At 67.6% G+C, this 19,401-nt stretch carries 15 protein-coding genes; 11 read left to right on the forward strand and 4 right to left on the reverse strand.

Going from position 1 to position 19,401, the window contains the following annotated elements; translation table 11 throughout:
- Position 1: 1 nt before the first annotated feature.
- Positions 2 to 1,381 carry a formimidoylglutamate deiminase gene (locus E0E05_RS00065; RefSeq protein WP_131614827.1) on the reverse strand — a complete coding sequence of 460 codons (1,380 nt, stop codon included), beginning with the start codon at positions 1,379 to 1,381 and terminating at the stop codon, positions 2 to 4.
- An 87-nt stretch (positions 1,382 to 1,468) separates the two neighbouring features.
- Between E0E05_RS00065 and hutI the strand changes: the two genes are divergently transcribed.
- Genes hutI through hutC form a run of 4 tightly spaced genes read left to right on the forward strand, consistent with a single transcriptional unit; the run spans position 1,469 to position 6,647 of the window.
- Positions 1,469 to 2,680, forward strand: coding sequence for an imidazolonepropionase (gene hutI / locus E0E05_RS00070; RefSeq protein WP_131614828.1), 1,212 nt, complete (start codon positions 1,469 to 1,471; stop codon positions 2,678 to 2,680).
- Positions 2,661 to 4,253, forward strand: a complete 1,593-nt coding sequence (hutH, locus tag E0E05_RS00075; protein WP_131614829.1) for a histidine ammonia-lyase — start codon at positions 2,661 to 2,663, stop codon at positions 4,251 to 4,253. The genes hutI and hutH overlap by 20 nt, the downstream gene beginning before the upstream one ends.
- Positions 4,246 to 5,913: a urocanate hydratase gene (hutU, locus tag E0E05_RS00080; protein ID WP_131614830.1), complete on the forward strand. Its 1,668-nt coding sequence runs from the start codon at positions 4,246 to 4,248 to the stop codon at positions 5,911 to 5,913. The genes hutH and hutU overlap by 8 nt, the downstream gene beginning before the upstream one ends.
- Before the next feature lie 5 nt (positions 5,914 to 5,918).
- Complete coding sequence (hutC, locus tag E0E05_RS00085) at positions 5,919 to 6,647, forward strand: histidine utilization transcriptional repressor HutC (protein ID WP_131614831.1); 729 nt, start codon at positions 5,919 to 5,921, stop codon at positions 6,645 to 6,647.
- Positions 6,648 to 6,708: 61 nt separating this feature from the next.
- Here the strand turns inward: hutC and E0E05_RS00090 are convergent, their stop codons facing one another.
- Positions 6,709 to 7,794: an alkane 1-monooxygenase gene (locus E0E05_RS00090; protein ID WP_131614832.1), complete on the reverse strand. Its 1,086-nt coding sequence runs from the start codon at positions 7,792 to 7,794 to the stop codon at positions 6,709 to 6,711.
- Between the two features lie 238 nt (positions 7,795 to 8,032).
- On the opposite strand from E0E05_RS00090, the gene E0E05_RS00095 reads away from it, so the two are divergent.
- From E0E05_RS00095 to E0E05_RS00120, 6 genes are read left to right on the forward strand one after another with little or no spacing between them, the layout of a single operon-like run.
- On the forward strand, positions 8,033 to 8,794 hold the full coding sequence (locus E0E05_RS00095) for an ABC transporter ATP-binding protein (RefSeq protein WP_131614833.1): 762 nt from the start codon (positions 8,033 to 8,035) through the stop codon (positions 8,792 to 8,794).
- An 8-nt stretch (positions 8,795 to 8,802) separates the two neighbouring features.
- A complete protein-coding gene (locus E0E05_RS00100; protein ID WP_131614834.1) occupies positions 8,803 to 9,807 on the forward strand; it encodes a branched-chain amino acid ABC transporter permease in 1,005 nt (334 codons plus the stop codon).
- The gene (locus E0E05_RS00105; RefSeq protein ID WP_158629232.1) at positions 9,804 to 10,877 is read left to right on the forward strand and encodes a branched-chain amino acid ABC transporter permease; all 1,074 of its coding nucleotides are present in this window, start codon (positions 9,804 to 9,806) and stop codon (positions 10,875 to 10,877) included. The genes E0E05_RS00100 and E0E05_RS00105 overlap by 4 nt, the downstream gene beginning before the upstream one ends.
- Before the next feature lie 33 nt (positions 10,878 to 10,910).
- Positions 10,911 to 12,119 (forward strand): ABC transporter substrate-binding protein, encoded by a 1,209-nt coding sequence (locus E0E05_RS00110; RefSeq protein WP_131614836.1) that lies wholly within the window; start codon positions 10,911 to 10,913, stop codon positions 12,117 to 12,119.
- Between the two features lie 37 nt (positions 12,120 to 12,156).
- Positions 12,157 to 12,951 (forward strand): ABC transporter ATP-binding protein, encoded by a 795-nt coding sequence (locus tag E0E05_RS00115; protein ID WP_131614837.1) that lies wholly within the window; start codon positions 12,157 to 12,159, stop codon positions 12,949 to 12,951.
- Positions 12,939 to 14,801, forward strand: coding sequence for an AMP-dependent synthetase/ligase (locus E0E05_RS00120; RefSeq protein WP_210215739.1), 1,863 nt, complete (start codon positions 12,939 to 12,941; stop codon positions 14,799 to 14,801). The genes E0E05_RS00115 and E0E05_RS00120 overlap by 13 nt, the downstream gene beginning before the upstream one ends.
- Before the next feature lie 28 nt (positions 14,802 to 14,829).
- Here E0E05_RS00120 and E0E05_RS00125 read toward each other — a convergent pair whose 3' ends face one another.
- Together E0E05_RS00125 and E0E05_RS00130 are read right to left on the reverse strand one after the other, a co-directional pair.
- The gene (locus tag E0E05_RS00125; RefSeq protein ID WP_131614838.1) at positions 14,830 to 16,494 is read right to left on the reverse strand and encodes a hypothetical protein; all 1,665 of its coding nucleotides are present in this window, start codon (positions 16,492 to 16,494) and stop codon (positions 14,830 to 14,832) included.
- 161 nt (positions 16,495 to 16,655) lie between these two features.
- On the reverse strand, positions 16,656 to 17,378 hold the full coding sequence (locus tag E0E05_RS00130) for a hypothetical protein (protein ID WP_131614839.1): 723 nt from the start codon (positions 17,376 to 17,378) through the stop codon (positions 16,656 to 16,658).
- A gap of 144 nt (positions 17,379 to 17,522) precedes the next feature.
- On the opposite strand from E0E05_RS00130, the gene E0E05_RS00135 reads away from it, so the two are divergent.
- Complete coding sequence (locus E0E05_RS00135; protein WP_158629233.1) at positions 17,523 to 19,391, forward strand: ATP-binding response regulator; 1,869 nt, start codon at positions 17,523 to 17,525, stop codon at positions 19,389 to 19,391.
- Positions 19,392 to 19,401 lie beyond the last annotated feature (10 nt).

The following is a 19,401-nucleotide window of genomic DNA, read 5'->3' on the forward strand; positions in this document are numbered from 1 at the left end:
CTCAGACCCGCGCCGCCAGATCGCGTCCGACATAGGCGCCGACCACCGCGTCGCGCGCAATGTGGCGGCCGTCCCGAACGACGTGCCGGCCGGCCGACCAGACGTTGCGCACCCCGCACCGGTCGGGCGCGGCGAAGACCCATGTATCGACGAGATCGTCCCCGTCGCGTCCCGAGAACCGGTAGTCGGCGGTGTCGATCTCGACAAGGTCCGCGCAAAGGCCGGCAGCGATGGCGCCGGAGGCCCGGCCGAGCGCCTGTGCCCCGCCGCTGCACGCCGCCTGCCACAGCCATCGGCCCGTCGCCCCGCCTTCCTCGGCGAGAACCGCACGGCGTTGCAGCGCCAGGCGCTGGGAGTATTCGAGCATTCGCAGTTCGCCGGCCAGCGAGATCGCGACGTTGGAATCGGTGCCGACACCGAACCGCCCGCCCTGCCGCACGAACGCCTCGCCGCGGAAGATGCCGTCGCCCAGATTGGCCTCGGTGACGGGGCAAAGGCCGGCCACGGCCCCCGAGCCGGCGATGCCGGCAAGTTCGCCGTCATCGAGATGCGTCGCATGGATCAGGCACCAGCGGTCGTCCACCGGGTGATTGGCGAGCAGCCACGCCGCCGGGCGCGCGCCGAGATCGGCCCTGACCTCGTCCACTTCGGCCGTCTGCTCGGCGAGGTGGATATGGATCGGCCCGTCCGGCGCCAGCGCGAGGGCCGCGTTCAGACCGTCCGCGTCGACCGCCCGCAGCGAATGGGGCGCGACGCCGATGCGGGCATCGCCGGGCAGCCGCGTGACGTGACGGGCCGATGCCTGCCACACGTCCGCAAAGCGATCGATATCGTTGCCGAAGCGCAACTGCCCGCCCGCGAGCGGCCGTCCGTCGCAGCCGCCCCGCTGGTACAGGACCGGCAGCAGCGTCAGCCCGATCCCCGTGCGCTGCGCGGCCGCAACGATGCGTCCGGCGGTTTCGGCGGGATCGGCATAGAGGCCGCCGTCGCGGTCATGATGCAGGTAGTGGAATTCGCCGACGCCCGCAAAACCCGCCTCCAGCATCTCCATGAAGGCGAGCGCGGCGACCGCCTCGATGTCGTCCGGGGTCAGCGCGGCGACGAATCGATACATCGTCTCGCGCCAGCTCCAGAAGCTGTCGGCGCGCCCCGCCCCCCGCTGCTCGGCAAGGCCGGCCATCGCGCGCTGGAAAGTGTGGCTGTGCAGGTTTGAAGGCGCCGGCAGTATCGTGTCGGCGATATGGTCGCCCGATGAGGCTGTGGCGACGCCGGTCTCGACCGACCCGATGGCGCCGGTCTCGTCGCAGACGATCCGCACATCGTTGGCCCATCCGTCACGAAGCAGCGCCCTGCGCGCCCAGATCCCGTGCTCGTTCGTCATGACGCCTCCTTGACATTACCTGTATATACATGTCAGACGAAACGCGCTGACGCAATGGACCCGCCCCCGAAGATGGCGCGAACCGGCATGGATCTTCAAACCTATATCTGCGCCAAAATGGCGACGATGGACCCCGGCCGGAGCGGCTACGGGATCATCGAGGGCGCCGCCATCGTCTGCGACGACGCGTTGATCGTCTGGGCCGGCCGCTTTGCGGACATGCCCGAACGGTTCCGCAAAGCGCCGGTGACCGATTTCGGCGACCGGCTGGTCACGCCCGGCCTGATCGACTGCCATACGCATATCGTCTACGGCGGCAGCCGTGCGGCCGAGTTCGAACGGCGGCTCGAGGGCGCAAGCTACGAAGAGATCGCGCGCGCCGGCGGCGGCATCGTATCGACCGTGCACGCGACGCGGAGCGCCAGCGAGGACGAGTTGCTCGAGGGCGCCCTGTCCCGGCTCGACGCGCTGCTCGCCGACGGGGTCGGCACGGTCGAGGTGAAATCCGGCTACGGTCTCGATCTGGAAACCGAAATGCGCATGCTCCGTGTCGCCCGGTCGCTCTCCGACCACCGGCCGGTGCGGGTGCGCACGTCGTTCCTGGGCGCCCACGCCGTGCCGCCCGAGTTCGCGGGCGATGCCGACGGCTATATCGATGTCGTCTGCGCCGAGATGCTGCCGGCTGTCGCCGAAGCGGGCCTCGCCGACGCCGTCGACGGCTTCTGCGAGACGATCGCATTCACGCCTGCGCAGATCGCGCGCGTGTTCGAGACCGCCGCCTCCCTCGGTCTTCCCGTCAAGCTTCACGCCGAACAGCTCAGCGACCAGGGCGGGGCGGCGCTCGCCGCCCGCCACGGTGCCCTGTCGGCCGATCATCTGGAATATCTCGGCGAGGACGGCGTCGCGGCGATGGCCGAAGCCGGCACGGTCGCGGTGCTGCTGCCCGGGGCCTTCTACACGCTGCGCGAAACGCAAGCTCCGCCGATCGACGCATTGCGGGCGGCCGGGGTGCCGATGGCGGTGGCGACCGATTGCAATCCCGGCTCCTCGCCGCTCGTTTCGCCGCTGCTCGCCATGAACATGGCCTGCACCCTGTTCCGCATGACCCCGCTCGAAGCGCTGGCCGGTGTCACCCGCAACGCCGCCCATGCGCTCGGTCTTGGCGACGGCGCCGGCACAATCACCGCCGGCGCGCCAGCCGATCTGGCGGTCTGGAACGTCGGCGAACCGGCCGAACTCGCCTACGGGATCGGCCACCGGCCGCTGCACGCGCGCGTCCATGGAGGCCGGCTTGTCTGACACCTTGAACCTGACGCCGGGACGGGTCCGGCTGGCCGAGCTGCAACGGATCTGGCGCACCGGCTGCGCGGTGTCGATCGATCCGGCCTGCAAAGCCCCCGTGCGCGCCGCCGTCGATCTTGTTGCGCGGGCGGCCACCGGCGACGCGCCCGTCTATGGCGTCAACACAGGCTTCGGCAAGCTCGCCTCGGTGCGCATTCCCGCCGCCGACACCGCCACCTTGCAGCGCAACCTCATCCTGTCGCACTGCTGCGGCACCGGCCCGGCCCTGTCCGAGCCAGTTGTCCGACTCATCATGGTGCTGAAGATCGCCTCGCTGGCGCGCGGCGCCTCGGGCGTGCGCTGGGAGATCATCGCCCTGATCGAGGCGATGCTCGCCCGGAACTTGCTGCCGGTGATCCCGGCGCAGGGCTCGGTCGGCGCGTCCGGCGATCTGGCCCCGCTCGCCCATATGAGCGCGGTGCTGATCGGCGAGGGTGAAGCCGTCCATGAGGGCCAGCGCATGCCCGGCGGCGCGGCGCTTGCGGCGGCCGGGCTCGAACCGGTCGTGCTCGGCCCCAAGGAGGGGCTCGGCCTGATCAACGGCACGCAGGTCTCCACGGCCCTGGCGCTCGCCGGCCTGTTCGACGCCTGGGCGCTGTCGCAGGCCTCGCTCGTCACCGCCGCTCTTTCGACCGACGCGGCGATGGGGTCCACCGCCCCGTTCCGGCCCGAACTGCATGCGCTGCGTGGCCAGCCCGGCCAGATCGCCGCGGCCGGAGCGCTGCGCGCGCTGCTCAAGGGTTCGCAGATCCGCGAAAGCCATCGCGAGGACGACAGCCGCGTGCAGGACCCCTACTGCATCCGCTGCCAGCCCCAGGTGGCCGGTGCGGCCATGGATCTGCTGACTGCGCAGGCGAACACGCTCGCCATCGAGGCCAACGCGGTCACCGACAATCCGCTGGTGCTCACCGACACCGGCGACATCGTCTCGGGCGGCAATTTCCATGCCGAGCCGGTCGCCTTCGCCGCCGACGTCATCGCGCTGGCGATCGCCGAGATCGGCGCGATCTCGCAGCGGCGCACCGCGCTGCTGGTCGATCCGGCGCTGAGCTTCGGCCTGCCGCCGTTCCTGTCGCCGGAGCCGGGGCTCAATTCGGGCTTCATGATCGCCGAGGTCACCTCGGCCGCACTGATGAGCGAGAACAAGCAGCGCGCCGCGCCCGCCAGCATCGATTCGACGCCCACCTCGGCGAACCAGGAAGACCATGTGTCGATGGCCTGCCACGGCGCCCGGCGGCTGGCCGACATGAACGACAATCTCGCCGGCATACTGGGCATCGAACTGCTGGCCGGCGCGCAGGGCGTGGAGCTGCGCGGACCCCTGAAAACGAGCCCCGCGCTGCAAGAGGTGATCGCGACGCTGCGCGAGAGCGTGCCGGCGCTCGGCGCGGACCGCGCGATGGCCGGCGACATCGCCACCGCCGCGCACATGGTGCGCTCGCGCCAACTGACCGCCCCGCTGGCCACGATGCTGCCGGCACTCGGGACATTGACCGGACCGGATCCGGAAGGAGGGACAACCCATGGCTGACCCGCGCAGGAACGTCCGCGACGTCTATCCGCCGACCGGGCCGGAGATCTCGGCGAGAAGCTGGCTGACCGAGGCGCCGATGCGGATGCTGATGAACAATCTGCATCCCGACGTCGCCGAGAACCCGCACGAACTGGTCGTCTATGGCGGCATCGGCAGGGCGGCGCGCACATGGGACGATTTCGACCGGATCGTCGCCGCGCTCAAGGGTCTCGATGACGACCAGACGCTGCTGGTCCAGTCCGGCAAGCCGGTCGGCATCTTCCGCACCCATGCCGACGCGCCGCGCGTTCTGATCGCCAATTCGAACCTGGTGCCGCACTGGGCCAACTGGGACCATTTCTCCGAGCTCGATCGCAAGGGGCTGATGATGTACGGCCAGATGACGGCCGGCTCATGGATCTATATCGGCACCCAGGGCATCGTGCAGGGCACCTACGAGACGTTCGCCGAGGCGGGCCGCCAGCATTATGGCGGCGATCTCAAGGGCAAATGGATCCTGACGGCGGGCCTTGGCGGCATGGGCGGCGCGCAGCCGCTCGCCGCCGTGTTCGCCGGCGCCTGCTGCCTTGCCGTCGAGTGCGATCCGGCGCGCATCGATTTCCGCCTGCGCACGCAATATCTCGACGAGAAGGCCGACACGCTCGATGACGCACTGGCGATGATCGAGCGCTGGACGAAGGCCGGCGAAGCGAAGTCGGTCGGCCTCGTCGGCAACGCCGCCGACATCTTCCCCGAACTGGTGCGGCGCGGTGTCCACCCCGACATCGTCACCGACCAGACCTCGGCGCACGATCCGGTGCACGGCTACCTGCCGCAGGGCTGGTCCGTCGCCGAATGGCGGGACAGGCAGGAAAGCGATCCCAAGGCGGTCGAGGCGGCCGCGCGCGCCTCGATGAAGGTGCACGTTGCCGCCATGGTCGACTTCTGGAACGCCGGCGTGCCGACGCTCGACTATGGCAACAACATCCGCCAGGTGGCCAAGGAGGAAGGACTCGAGAATGCCTTCGCCTTTCCGGGGTTCGTGCCCGCTTACATAAGGCCGCTGTTCTGCCGGGGCATCGGCCCGTTCCGCTGGTGCGCGCTGTCCGGCGATCCCGAGGACATCTACAGGACCGATGCGGCGATGAAGGAACTGTTTCCCGACAACGCCCATCTGCATCAATGGCTCGACATGGCGCGCGAGCGGATCGCCTTTCAGGGTCTGCCGGCGCGCATCTGCTGGATCGGGCTTGGCGACCGGCACCGGGCCGGCCTGAAGTTCAACCAGATGGTCGCCAGCGGCGAGTTGAAGGCGCCGGTGGTGATCGGCCGCGACCACCTCGATTCGGGCTCGGTCGCCTCGCCCAACCGCGAGACCGAGGCGATGAAGGATGGCTCGGACGCGGTCTCGGACTGGCCGCTTCTCAACGCGCTGCTCAACACCGCCTCGGGCGCGACCTGGGTGTCGCTGCACCATGGCGGCGGCGTCGGGATGGGCTTTTCCCAGCATGCCGGCATGGTGATCGTCGCCGACGGCACCGAGGACGCCGCCCGCCGGCTCGAACGCGTCCTGTGGAACGATCCGGCGACGGGGGTCATGCGCCATGCCGATGCCGGCTATGAGGACGCGCTCGAATGCGCCCGCGAGCATGAACTCGAGCTGCCGGCGATCCTGTGACGGCCATGCACGCGCCGATTGCCGCCGCACCGCTCTACGAAACCGTCAAGCGGCACGTCACCGACGGCATCGCGACGGGCCGCTACGCGCCCGGCGCGAAGCTGCCATCGGAAAGCGCACTGGTCTCGCAACTCTCCGTCTCTCGCATGACCGTCAACCGGGCGCTGCGCGAACTGAGCCGCGACGGCATCATCACGCGCGTCCAGGGCGTCGGATCGTTCGTCGCCACGACCGCGCCGAATACGTCGCTGTCCGAGGTCCGCGATATCCGCGACATCATCGCCGAGCGCGGCGGCACCCATCGCTGCCGCGTGCTCGACGCGCGCCGCACCCGTCTTGACGCCGCGCTCGCGCCCCTGTTCGAGGCCGCGCCGGGGCTGGAGGTCTTTCACCTGTCGGTCCTGCACTGCGAGAACGACAGGCCGCTGCAGATCGAACGGCGCCATGTGCGCGCCGATTTCGCACCCGACCTGCTCGACCGTGACCTGCACGCCATGCCGCTGACGCCGTACCTGCAGGCGCTGGCGCCGATCTCCGAACTGGAACATGTCGTCGAGGCGGCGTCCCCCGACGGCGATGAACGGCGTATGCTCGAACTCGGCGATTGCGAGCCCGTACTGCGCATCCGCCGGCGCACATGGGTCGGCGACCGGGTCGTCACGCTGAGCCTTTTCTCGCATCCCGGATCCCGCTACCGCGCGACCATCCGCCTGCGCCCGTCCGACACCGCCTGACGCGCCTGCGCGAGGTCTTGGTCCGGCAACGGGACGCACGGAAGAGCCGGCGGCCGGCCAGTCACGCGGCGGGAGCGATCAGCGCGCGCTCGTTCGCACTGGCATGGTCGCGGTCCCAGCCATCGAGCGGCCGCGCCATGACGCGCCGGAACAGCGGCGGCACGAACGCGCACAGCGACATCACGAAGTAGCCATGCGGAAGGCTGGGCGCGTCGGGCAGGGGCTTCAGGCCCCAATAGGGCTGGAGCGGAGCAATGTGGTGATGGGAATGGCGCGGCAGGTTGAACAGGATCCAGCTCGAGATACGCCGGTTCGAGTTCCACGAATGGCGCGGCTCGACCGTCGTTCCCGGCACCCGGACGATGCCGTAATGCTCGATATAGTTGATCACCTCCAGATAGGTCTTGCCGACGAGCGCGGCGCCCAGATAGATCGCGACGCCGCGCCAGCCGGCGGCCGCCGCGAACAGGCCGAGCCAGACGGCAGACATGGCAAGTCCCGTCAGCAGCCGGTTCGACGGGTCGAGCGCGGGCTTGCCCTTGCGGGCCAGGAGCTTCGTCTCGATGGTCCACGCGGAAAGGTTGCCGACCGTCAGCATCCGCCAGAGGAACCGCCAGAAACCCATACCGCGCGGCGCCGTCGCCGGGTCGGCCGGCGTGCCGACATGGCGATGGTGGTTGTGGATGTGCTCGACGACGAAGCCCGGGTCGAGCGCGAACGACAGCAGCCACCGGCCGGTCAGGATCGACGCACGGTCGCGGCGGTGGATCAGTTCGTGGCCGATGTTGATGCCGGCAACCCCGTAATAGAAGCCGAGGCTGAAGATCATGCCGAACATCTGCACCGCGTCCGTGCGGGCGCGCGCCGCATTGATCGTCTCGCCCAGAAATCGCCAGTCGCTGAGATAGTAGGCGGCCAGCCCCGTCGCGATCGCCAGGACCGGCAGATGCAGCATCGGCAGGACGAAGGCGATCCGCTCGGGCACGCCTTCGGGACTCGAGCGGTCGTCTGGCACGCTCTCCTCCACCAGCGTCGCCAGGATCACCACGATGATCAGCGATGCGGACAGCCAGTGACCGCCGACAAGGAAACCGGACAGGTAGATGAGCCCAAGAACGGGCAGCAGCGCAAACCGGATCAGATACATGGGGCGATCGCCGGGATTGCTCGGAACAGGTCGTAAGCGTCATTTTGCCGTCCGGCACGGCGGCGATCAAGATGGAAGCACCGGCGCGCGCGGACGTGACCGGTTCATGTTGCAGCGCCCGGCTCGGCGTGCCAAGAACGAAGCTGCCGGTGAGCCGAAACGGAGGTCGCCACCGGGTTTGGGAAGGCCCCGGGCGGGAGGAGAACGCCATCGGGCCGGGCTGGGAGGAACCGCGCGCATGCTCGATGTGCGGGACGTGCATCTTTCGTTCGGCGGCATCAAGGCGCTGCAGGGCATCAGCTTTTCGGCCCGCGCCGGCGAGATCACCGGCGTGATCGGACCCAACGGGGCCGGCAAGACGAGCCTGTTCAACGCGATCTCGGGTTTCTACCGCCCCGACCGGGGTCAGGTCTTCTTCGGCGAGCGCGACATCACCGCCCTGTCGCCGGACAAGCGCGCCGAACTCGGCATCGCCCGGACCTTCCAGAACATCGCCCTTTTTCGCGGCATGACCGTTCTCGACAACATCAAGCTCGGCGCCCACACCCGCTCGCGGACCGGCCTCTGGTCGGCGTTGCGCTATTTCGGCCCCGCACAGCGCGAGGAACTGACGCTGCGCCGCGAGATCGAGGAAAGGGTCATCGACTTCCTCGAGATCGACCATATCCGCAAGTACCCGATCACCATGCTGCCCTACGGCCTGCAGAAGCGGGTGGAACTTGGCCGCGCGCTGGCCATGCAGCCGCAGCTTCTGCTGCTCGACGAACCGGTGGCGGGCATGAACCGGGAGGAGACCGCCGACATGGCACGGTTCATCCTCGACGTGCAGGAGCAGTTCGGCACCACCATCCTGCTCGTCGAGCACGACATGCACATGGTCATGGACATCTGCTCGCACATCGTGGTGCTCAATTTCGGCCGGCAGATCGCCGAGGGCACGCCGGCCGAGGTGTCGGCGGACAACGATGTGATCGAAGCCTATCTGGGCGCGGCGGCGTAGGAATCGCGATGGGAGAGTTCATCCAGTTCACGCTGAACGGGCTGATGGCCGGCGCGATCTACGCGCTGATCGCGGTCGGCATCGTCTCGGTGTTCAAGGCCACCAAGGTCGTCAATTTCGCCCACGGCTACATCATCATGTTCGGCGCCTATTTCTACTTCACCTTCTCGGTGATCGTGCCGGGCGCCGAGTGGGCGCCCTCCTGGTTGCAAAGCTGGGAGCCGGCATGGATGGTCGCCATGCGCGCCGACCTTCCCATGTTCTCGCCGATGGGCGCCGTCCTCGACTGGCTGTCCAACCTGCCGCGCATCCTGTTCGGGCTGGCCGGCGCGGTGATCTGCAACGCGCTTCTGGGGCTTGCGATCGAACGGGCCCTGATGCGACCGCTGATCGGACAGTCCACCTTCGCGATGATCATGATCACGGTCGGGCTGATCTCGGTCCTGTCGGGCACCAAGGGACTGATCTGGACCGCCGACGCCGAGTTCGTCCCGCACATCGCGCCCAACACGCCGATCCGCTTCACCGTGTTCGACACGCCGGTTTTCCTGTTCGGCGCCGATCTCGTCAACGTCGCCATCGCGCTGATCCTGTTCGGCGCGATCGTCGTGATGGTTCGCTACACCAGGGGCGGCGTCGCCATCCGCGCCACCGCCGAGGACCAGTCGACGGCCTATTCGATGGGCATCTCCGTGCCGCGCGTGTTCTCGCGCGCCTGGGTGCTGGCGGCCACGACCGGCGCGATCGCCGGGGCGATCCTGGCGACGCGCAACGGCGTGTCGCCCTCGCTCGGCCTGTTCGGCTTCTCGGTGCTGGCCATCGTCCTGATGGGCGGGCTCGACAGCTATGTGGGCGTGTTCATCGCCGCACTCGCGGTCGGCTTCCTCGAGGCGATGGCGCAATGGCAGTTCGGCGGCGAGTTCGCCGAGGTCGTCCCCTACATCGCCGTGCTGATCGTCATCCTGATCCGGCCGCACGGCCTGTTCGGCCAGAAGGAGGTCGAACGGATATGATCACCGGCAATCTGAAGGCCAGCTACGCCGCCGACGAGCGCGTTCTCGACAATGGCTACAAGCAGGGGTTCGTCCTGGCGGCGGCGGCCCTTTGCGCGCTGATGCCGTTCATCGCCAACGACTACATCATCCTCGTCGCATCGCAGATGGGCATCATGCTGATCGCCGTGGTCGGCGTGAACGTGGTGATCGGCTATACCGGCCTTCTGTCGCTCGGCCACGCCGCCTTCATGGCGATCGGCGCCTATTCGGTGCCGATCCTGCACCGGGCCATGGCGGCGGCAGGCCTTCCCGACGCGATCATGCCGTTCATCGCCATCCCCGGCGCGATCGCGCTGTCCGCGCTCGTCGGCATCGTCGTCGGCCTGCCCTCGCTGCGCGTCAAGGGGCTCTACCTCGCCGTCGCGACGCTGAGCGCCAACTTCATCATCATCTTCCTGATCGAACTGGAGGCGCTGGCGCCGTGGACCGGCGGGCTGGTCGGCCTCAACACGCCCGACGCCAACCTGCTCGGCTGGGAACTGGACACCCAGCGCGAGATGTTCGCGCTGATCGCCGCGCTCGCCTTCGTGACGATCCTCGCCGTCCAGAACCTGTTCCGCACCCGGGTCGGCCGCGCCTTCATCGCCATCCGCGAGCGCGACTATTCGGCCGAGATCCTCGGCATCTCGCTGCTGCGCTACAAGCTGATGAGCTTTGCCATTTCGGCGGCGTGCTGCGGCCTCGCCGGCGCGCTGTTCGCCTATTTCTACGCGCGCATCCTGCCCGAGCAGTTCGAGCTGGCGCTCTCGCTGCAGCTCGTCGCCGCGCTGATCGTCGGCGGCATGGGCCGCACCATGGGCCCGGTGTTCGGGGTCATCATCATCGTCATGGTGCCGGAGATCCTCAAGTTCACCTTCGGCGCGATCGCCGGCGGCGCCGCCGAGGTCGCCCAGTTGCGCGCGCCGATCCAGGAGATCATCTTCGGGCTCCTGATCATCTTTTTCTTGCTCTTTGAGCCGATGGGCATCAACCATCTGGTCGATCGCGGCCTTCGAGCGCTCAATCGCTGGCCGTTCGCCCGCGGATAGGCCATATTATCGCGTCTTTGGGAGGAGACAGACATGAACCAGACCCGCCGCACATTCCTTGCAACCGGTGCCGCCGCGACCGCCGCGCTCGGCATGCCCGCCATCCTCCGCGCCCAGCCGTCCGAGTACGTCATCGGCGCGTCGCTGCCGCTGACCGGGCCTTTCGCCACCGCCGGCCAGCTCGTCGCGCCGGTGTTCACCATGGCCCGCCAGCTCATCAACGACGAGGGCGGTATCGCCGGCACCCCGATCCGCTTCGTGACCGAGGATTCGGGCTACATCCCGCAGAACGCGCTCGCCAACTACCAGCGTGCGCTCGCCACCGAGGGTGACGCGCTGGTCGCCTATTTCGGCGATTCGACAGGCTTCATGAAGCTCGTCGCGCCCGAATTGACCGGCGATCAGGCGCGGCTGATGGGCTCGACCTCGTTCGCCTCCGAACTCGCCAACCCGGCGACCAACCCCTACCAGTACCTGGCCGGCCCGACCTACCAGGACCAGTTCGACATCCTGCTCCAGAACATCAAGGACCAGGGCGGCTCGTCGGTCGCCTTCATCTTCTCCAACACCGAGTTCGGCCGCGATCCGATCGAGCACGGCAAGATGCGGGCCGAGGAACTCGGCATCGAGGTCGTGCTCGAGGAGACCACCAAGGCGCAGGGCGCCGACATTCCGACCCACGTGACCAAGCTCGCCCAGTCCGGCGCCGAATACGCGATCCTTCAGGGCTACGTGACCGGCGTCTGGCCGCAGCTGATCGGCGGCGCGCGCCAGTTCGGTCTGCCGACCCAGTTCATGGGCACGTTCTGGGGCATGGAGAAGCTGATCGCCGACCGCGTCACCGAAGAAGCCGGACCGTTCCTTGACGGCTATCAGGGCGTCATGCCCTACCGCTACTTCTACGATCGCGAGGACGCGCCGCGCTACCAGACGTTCGCGGCGATGGCGTCGGAGATGTTCGCCGGCACCCCGCTCGAGAACTACATGTCCACCTGGGCGCTGCAGACGATGTGCGCGCTCGACATCGCCATCAAGGCGCTGCGCGATACCGCCGAGGCGGGCCAGGAACTGACCGCCGACAATCTCTCGGCGGCCCTGTCCGGCATCTCCGACTGGGACACGGGCGGCTTCTTCGGCGGGCCGGTCACCATGGAGAACAACAAGATCGGAACCGGCCGCGTCTATCAGTATTCGGCGGAATCGCGGCTGTTCACGCCGACCTCGGACTGGTTCACCGTCTGATCCAGGGCAGGGGGCTTCGGCCCCCTTCCGTCTCGCCATGCTGACGATCGAGAACATTGAGGTGACCTATCACCACACGCTGCAGGCGCTGCGGGGCCTTTCGCTCGAGGTGCCGGACGGCCGCATCGTCACGCTGCTGGGCACCAACGGGGCGGGAAAGACCACGACGCTGAAGGCGGCCTCCAACCTTCTGGGTCTGGAGAACGGCCAGATCGGCGACGGGCGCATCGTTTTCGACGGCAAGTCGACCGCGGGGATCGCACCCGACATCCTGGTCCGGCGCGGCATGGTGCACATTCGCGAGGGCCGGCACATCTTCACCGAAATGAGCGTGCACGACAATCTCGTCGCCGCCTCCTACGCCCTGAAGGGCTCGGGCCGGAAGGCCGATTACGACAAGGTCTACGCCTTCTTTCCGCGCCTCAAGGAGCGGCGCGACCAGATTGCCGGCTACCTGTCCGGCGGCGAACAGCAGATGCTCGCCTTCGGCCGGGCGATGATCGCACAGCCGCGGCTGATCCTGATGGACGAGCCTTCGCTGGGACTGGCTCCGAAGATCGTCGAGGAGATCTTCGCGACCATTCGCCGGCTCAACAGCGAGGACGGCGCCTCAATCCTGCTCGTCGAGCAGAATGCCGCCATCGCCTTTTCGGTCGCCGACTATGGCTACATCATGGAAAGCGGCCAGATCGTGCTCGAAGGGCCTGTCGAAAAGCTGAAGGACGATCCCGACATCCGCAGCTTCTATCTCGGCGTCGGCGAGCAGGGCGCGGAGCGGCAGAGTTTCCGCAATGTCAAACACTACAAGCGGCGCAAGCGATGGCTGAGCTGACCATGAACGAACAAGGCGCCACGGGCCGGATCGAAGAGGCCGGCTTCCGGCCGCTGGTTGACATCGTCTCGGCCCACGCGGCCGCCCATGGCAACGATGTCGCCATGCGCCAGAAGCGGCACGGCATCTGGAGCGAAATGACCTGGGCCGATCTCGAACGGACGATGCACGCCCTTGCCGCCGCCCTGATCGAACTGGGCGTCAAGAAGGGCAGCCAGGTCGGCATCCTGTCCGAGAACCGGCGCGAATGGGTGCTCGCGCAGTTCGGCATCAACGCTGCCGGCGGTGTCGTCGTCGGCATGTATCCGACCAGTCCCGCCGCAGAGATCGAACACCTCGTCAACGCCTCGGACACCGAAATCCTGTTCATCGAGGACCAGGAGCAGTTCGACAAGATCGCCGAACTGCGCGGCAGGCTGCCGAGGCTGCGCAAGCTGGTGGTGTTCGAGCCCAAGGGCCTTCTGGGCGAAGATGCGCTCGGCCTGATCAGCTTCGATGCGCTGCTCGAAGCCGGCCATGCCGCGATCGCCGATCTCGGCGCCGAGGTGGAGCGCCGCAAGGCGGCGATCGCCGAGGACGACACCGCGATGATGGTGTTCACGTCCGGCTCCACCGGCCCGCCCAAGGCGGCCGAGATCAGCCATGCCAACCTGCATGCCGCCGCCGTGCTCGCCTCGTCCTTCTTCGAGCGGTTCCGGCCCGGCACGAACGTGCTGAGCTATCTGCCGCTGTGCCACATCGCCGAGCAGAACATGACGGTGATCAACGCGCTCGCCGGCCGCTTCGTGATGAATTTCGGCGAGTCGCTGCGAACCGTCACGCTCGATCTGCGCGACGTGGCGCCGCAGATCTTCTTCGGCGTCCCGCGCATCTGGGAAAAGATGCAGGCGGGCGTCATGGTGCAGGCGGCGACGGCAGGCCGGCTGCGCCGCGCCCTGACCTTCGCCGCGCTCGCTTCGGCGAAACGCCGCGCCGCCACGCCGCGCAGCCGCTGGTCCCTTGCGCAAAGGGCGGAGAACGCGCTGTTCGACGCGCTCGTCTACCGCCACATCCGCAGCTATCTGGGCCTTGACCGCTGCCGCTTCGCGATCACCGCCGCAGCGCCGATCTCGGCCGATCTTCTCGCCTTCCTGCGCGGCATCGGTATCAATGTGCGCGAGGTCTGGGGCATGTCGGAGACGACGGGCGCGGCGAGCCTGCAGCCCGACTGGGGCGAAAGCGACGGCCGCGTCGGCTTCTTCCCGGCGGGGATCGATTGGTGCATCGCCGAGGATGGCGAACTGCTCGTCAGGGGTGGAACCATCTTCAAGGGCTATTACCGGAACCCTGAAGCGACGGCCGCAACGCTGACCGACGGCTGGCTGCACACAGGCGACGTCGCCGAGGCCGCTCCGGACGGCTCGATCTCCATCGTCGACCGCAAGAAGGACATCATGATCAACGCGGCCGGCAAGAACCTTGCGCCGTCGCTGATCGAGAACACGATGAAGGCCTCGCCCTACATCAAGGAATGCATCGTGATCGCCGACCGGCGCCCCTACGTCGCCGCGCTGATCCAGCTCGACTTCGACACGGTGCGGCTGTGGGCGGAATCGAAGGGGATCGCCTACACGACCTTCCGCTCGCTCGCCGGCAACGAGCAGGTCAGGGAACTGATCGACCGCGAGGTGGACAAGCAGAACCAGCTTCTGGCGCGCGTCGAGCAGGTCAAGAAGATATGGCTGCTGCCCAAGGAACTCGACCATGACGATGGCGAGGTCACCGCGACCATGAAGGTGCGCCGGGCGAAGATATTCGATCTGTACGGCGACGAGATCGAGGCGCTTTACGGCAAGGCGCCGGCCGGGTGAAGGTCCGGCGCGGACGCTTTGCCTCCACTCAGAACTCGCCGAACAACCCCGCGCGCGCGGCAGGCACGCCGTCCGCGTTCAGGCTGACGGCGGCGCTGACCCCGGCGGGCGTGTGGGTATCGAGCCGGTGCGCGACGGCGAAGCCTGTCGCCCATTCGCTCTTGAACATGCCGACATTGGCGGCCCACGTCGTGCGGCCGGGCGCCGACGGCATCGGCGCGCTCGCCATCGCCATGGCGGCCGCGATTCCGCGTCGCGCCTCGGTCTGCGCGGCATCGAGCCGGTTCTCGAGCGCGGCGACACGTCCGCCAAGCGCTTCGACGTCGCCGACAAGATCGCCGACGCCCGAATCCAGCCCGCTCAGCAGTGACTGCAGGGGAACGGCGGCGAGGTTGCCATTCGCATCGGCTGTGACCACCTGCGTCGGCCCCGTCTGTGCCGCGCGGCTGGCATCACTGGTCAGGCCTGCCATCGTGTAGGTGCTGGTCTGCGTGCCGAGCGCCATCTGGTTGGCGCGCGCGGTCTGCGCGCCGGCGCCGATCGCCGCGCTGCCCGCATGGCTTGCCGTGGCGCCCTGGCCCACCGCCGTCGAGCCATCACCCGTCGCGGCCGCCGCGTTGCCGTAGGCTGCCGAGCGGGCCCCGGTCGCCTGCGCGCCAGCGCCGGTCGCGGTCGCCTGTGCCCCGGCAGCGTTCGCGCCCCAGCCGGCGGCCATCGCATCGTCGCCCGTCGCCGTCGCCGCAGGCAGGCCGGACGTGTTGTTGGCCGCCAGCAGGCCGAAATCGGCGTCGACCGAGGCGAGCGCCGAATCGACGGCGGCGAGCGCGGTGCCGACATCGCCATAGGTAGACCCGCGGATCACGTAGGAAGGCCCGGTGAACAGGCCGGTTCCGCCGTCGAAGCCGGCACCGCCGCCGAGCGCGCCGGCCAGTCCGTCGCCGACGCTGCGCAACTGGCGCACATTGACGGCGTCGGTGTCGGCGGTGCCCCCGGCGACGTTGGTGATCTGCCGTTCGAGCCCGGCCGCGCCGACCGAAACCGCGCCGGCGGTCGAGGCGACGGACGTGCCGGAGAACAGTTCGTTTGAACCGGCCAAGCCGGCCCGGTCGGCGATCGCGTCGGCGCCGAGCGCGACCCCGCCCTGAACCGTCACCGATCCGTCCCGACCGATTGCCACGCCGTCGATCGCGCCGACCGTGCCGCGCAGGCCGAGCGCTACCGCGCCCGTCGCGCCAGCGGCCGTGCTGGCGCCGTTGCCGATCGCGATCGCGTCGGCCTCGCCGGCCGATGCGGTCGGATTTCCGGTTCCGCCGAGCCCGTCCATCTGCCCTCCGCCGAGGGTGATGCCCTGGCCGTTGTCGACGTTGACGCCCTCGGTGCGCAGTTCGCAGCCCGATCCCAGCGCCACCGGATTGCCGTCCGTGTCGAGGATGGTCAGGCCGAGGTTCTGGCCGCTGAGCGGAACCTGGATCTCGTCATTGATGTCGCCGATGATCAGGTTGAGGAGCGGATCGAGCAGGCCGGTCAGAAGGCCGGACGTCACGTTCTCGATCGGATCGAGCACCGGCAGGTCGACGCTCAGGCCGCTACAGACATCGACCAGCGACTGGGCGCGGGTCGGCGCGGGCTGAAACGCACCGGCCAGCGCGGCGGAACAGGCAAGAGTGGAAAGCAGGACACGGGACTTACGCATGACTTCGATCCGAGCGGAGAACTGGAACCGAAGACGAACGTATGAAAATCATGACTAACGCATGCGTAGTCCAAAAGACACGTCACGCGCGAAGACGGTTGCAATACTTTGTGCGCCGCAAAAAAGATCGACGAGCGTGGACCTGAACGCTACCGTTGTCCTTAGAAACCATGCTCGAGCTTGGACATGGCGATCGCCGTCTCCAGCGCCAGCTGGCCCGAGACCGCGAGCGGCACCTTGCGGGCATAAAGGTTGGCGGCCTTGACCGTTGCGAGCGCCAGTGCCTGCTGCGCGGTCGTCTCGGCCTCCGGAGCGCTGCGCAGACAGGTCAACGTGTTCTCCCACAGCATCAGCAGAAGCGCCTGCGGCGGAATCTGCGGCAGGTGCCTGGCGTCGACCGTGTAGTCGGGATAGGCCGGCGCATCGATGGCCATGAAATTGTGCTGGATCATCGCATTGATCTGCGGCAGCCAGTCGGCCCCGGCGGCGATCATGTCGGGCACCAGCGCCGCCGCATAGCTCGGCCCGGTAAGGTCGTGGACATGGCGGTCGACATGCGCCGACACGGTCACCCCCGGCCGTCTCACGCCGGCCGGCGTCCGGAAATCATCGTCGAGATCGCCCGCCTCGATCGACCGGTGCACGATCCAGCGCGCCGCATAGCCGGCAAGCGCTCCGAACGCGCACACGAAGCTCTGCGGGTGGATGCCGCGCGGGCCGTCGAGCGACGTCGAGACGAGCTGGAAAAGCTGCGCCGACAGTCGAGCGGGATCGGCATGTCCCGCCTCGGCGGGCCCCGGCCGGTTCGCGTTGGCCGGGAACCGCGGCGCATTCGCGGCGGGGCCGGCGATGGTGGCGGCGCGTGCGTTTTGGCTGGCGATCATCAATGCGTCCCCCGGCAATTGAGATTGCGCCGAGGTTAGCAGGCAAACGCCAAGGTCCGGCTAAGGCGATGTTTACAATTGTCGGCCAGAATTAACCGGACCGAAAGCACGTTTTCGGCCCGGATGCCGCTGCAGGAAGTTGCCATGAAATCGCTGACCCGACTGATCGACCGCTGGACCGAGGCGCTCACCCCCGAACGGCTGCGCAACGACATCACCGCCTACAAGCGGGTCCGGATGTTCATCCTGTCGCACCTGTTCGGCCCGTTTCTGGGCCATCCGATCACGATCTACCTGTTCCTGAACGATCCCAACCCCTGGCCGCATGTGCATATCCTGGGCGTTTCGATCACGCTGTTCTGGTTCTTCCCGATCGCGCTGCACTTCTTCCCCAAGCGCTACGAGCTTCTGGCGATCACATCGGTGGCCAACCTCAATTTCGCGATCCTGATCACCTCCTACCATTTCGGCGGCGTCTCCTCGCCGTTCCTGATGTGGTTCCTCGTCGTGCCGCTGCTGGCGTTCTTCTATCTGGGCTCGGGCGTAAGGACATCGGTCGCCATTTTCTCGCAGATCGTCATCGGGCTTGGCGCGTTCTACGCGGTCTACCTGATGAACAAGTCGTTCCCGATGCACATCCCGCTTTCGGAGATGGTCGACGTGACGATGATCTCGATGCTGTGCGCCTCGCTCTACATCTTCTTCATGGCGAGCTATTACGCCTCGGTCGTCGACTCCCAGTCCGAACTGGTCAAGGAGATCGCCCGCCACCAGGAGACCATGGACGATCTGAAGACCGCCAAGGAGGAGGCCGAGCGCGCCAACGGCGCGAAGTCGGAATTCCTCGCCAAGATGAGCCATGAGCTGCGCACGCCGCTCAATGCCGTGCTCGGCTACAGCGAGATCCTGCTCGAGGATGCCGAGCTCGACGGCAATGGCGAGCAGATCGCCGACCTGCAGAAGATCTCGGCGGCCGGCAAGCACCTTCTGGCAATGGTCAACGACATCCTCGACATCTCAAAGATCGAGGCCGGCAAGACCGAACTCTATCTGGAGGACATCGATCTGGACCAGCTCGTCGAGGAGATCGAGGTGACGGCCCGTCCGCTCGCCGCCAAGAACACCAACGTCTTCGAGGTCATCAAGCACGGCGAACTGGGCACCGCCCATCTCGATTTGACCAAGCTGCGCCAGGCGACCTTCAACCTGTTGTCGAACGCCGCCAAGTTCTGCCAGAACGGCAAGATCACGCTGGAAGCCAAGAAGGAGGAGCGCGACGGCGTCGAGATGTTCGACCTGTCCGTGCGGGACACCGGCGTCGGCATCTCCGAGGAGGCTCTCGCCTCGCTCTTCCAGAATTTCACCCAGGCCCACGCCTCGATCAACGCCAAGTTCGGCGGCACCGGCCTTGGCCTTTCGCTATCCAAGAACCTGTGCCGGCTGATGGGTGGCGACATCACCGCCGAAAGCGTGCTCGGCGAGGGATCGACCTTCACGATCACGCTGCCGATGCGGGCGCAGATGCCCGATGCGCCGGAGATGAGCGAAGCGCAGGTCGACGACACGCTGCGCGAGGCGGCCAACGAACTGCGCCATCTGAACGAGGCCGACAAGGCCCTGTCCTCGGGCGCCGAGGGGACCAGGACCAAGCGCACCGTGCTGGTGGTCGACGACGACCCGGAATATCTGGAGATCATGGACCGGATGCTGCGCAAGGAAGGGCTGAGCCCGATCCTGAGCACCGACCCCGCCAGCGCCCTGCATCTCGCAAGGGCGGTGCGGCCGGCGCTGATGCTGTTCGATGTGCTGATGCCGGAGGTCGACGGCTGGCAGTTGGTCCGCACGATGAAGAACGATCCGATCACCGCCAACGTCCCCGTGGTCATGGTGTCGATCATGGACGACCCCAAGAGCAACGCGCCGCAACTCGCCGACGGCTTCATGAGCAAGCCCGTCGACTCGGCCAAGCTGCGCAAGACGCTCGACGCCCACCTCGCCAAGGATGCAGCCTGAGAACGGACAG

It is taken from the genome of Roseitalea porphyridii, assembly GCF_004331955.1.
In the GTDB taxonomy this organism is placed as follows: Bacteria; Pseudomonadota; Alphaproteobacteria; order Rhizobiales; family Rhizobiaceae; genus Roseitalea; species Roseitalea porphyridii.

Bases quoted from the DNA above. Each gene is read 5' to 3' on its own strand.
- E0E05_RS00065 (WP_131614827.1), bottom strand. From the start codon at position 1,381: ATGACGAACGAGCACGGGATCTGGGCGCGCAGGGCGCTGCTTCGTGAC.
- hutI (WP_131614828.1), top strand. From the start codon at position 1,469: ATGGATCTTCAAACCTATATCTGCGCCAAAATGGCGACGATGGACCCC.
- hutH (WP_131614829.1), top strand. From the start codon at position 2,661: ATGGAGGCCGGCTTGTCTGACACCTTGAACCTGACGCCGGGACGGGTC.
- hutU (WP_131614830.1), top strand. From the start codon at position 4,246: ATGGCTGACCCGCGCAGGAACGTCCGCGACGTCTATCCGCCGACCGGG.
- hutC (WP_131614831.1), top strand. From the start codon at position 5,919: ATGCACGCGCCGATTGCCGCCGCACCGCTCTACGAAACCGTCAAGCGG.
- E0E05_RS00090 (WP_131614832.1), bottom strand. From the start codon at position 7,794: ATGTATCTGATCCGGTTTGCGCTGCTGCCCGTTCTTGGGCTCATCTAC.
- E0E05_RS00095 (WP_131614833.1), top strand. From the start codon at position 8,033: ATGCTCGATGTGCGGGACGTGCATCTTTCGTTCGGCGGCATCAAGGCG.
- E0E05_RS00100 (WP_131614834.1), top strand. From the start codon at position 8,803: ATGGGAGAGTTCATCCAGTTCACGCTGAACGGGCTGATGGCCGGCGCG.
- E0E05_RS00105 (WP_158629232.1), top strand. From the start codon at position 9,804: ATGATCACCGGCAATCTGAAGGCCAGCTACGCCGCCGACGAGCGCGTT.
- E0E05_RS00110 (WP_131614836.1), top strand. From the start codon at position 10,911: ATGAACCAGACCCGCCGCACATTCCTTGCAACCGGTGCCGCCGCGACC.
- E0E05_RS00115 (WP_131614837.1), top strand. From the start codon at position 12,157: ATGCTGACGATCGAGAACATTGAGGTGACCTATCACCACACGCTGCAG.
- E0E05_RS00120 (WP_210215739.1), top strand. From the start codon at position 12,939: ATGGCTGAGCTGACCATGAACGAACAAGGCGCCACGGGCCGGATCGAA.
- E0E05_RS00125 (WP_131614838.1), bottom strand. From the start codon at position 16,494: ATGCGTAAGTCCCGTGTCCTGCTTTCCACTCTTGCCTGTTCCGCCGCG.
- E0E05_RS00130 (WP_131614839.1), bottom strand. From the start codon at position 17,378: ATGATCGCCAGCCAAAACGCACGCGCCGCCACCATCGCCGGCCCCGCC.
- E0E05_RS00135 (WP_158629233.1), top strand. From the start codon at position 17,523: ATGAAATCGCTGACCCGACTGATCGACCGCTGGACCGAGGCGCTCACC.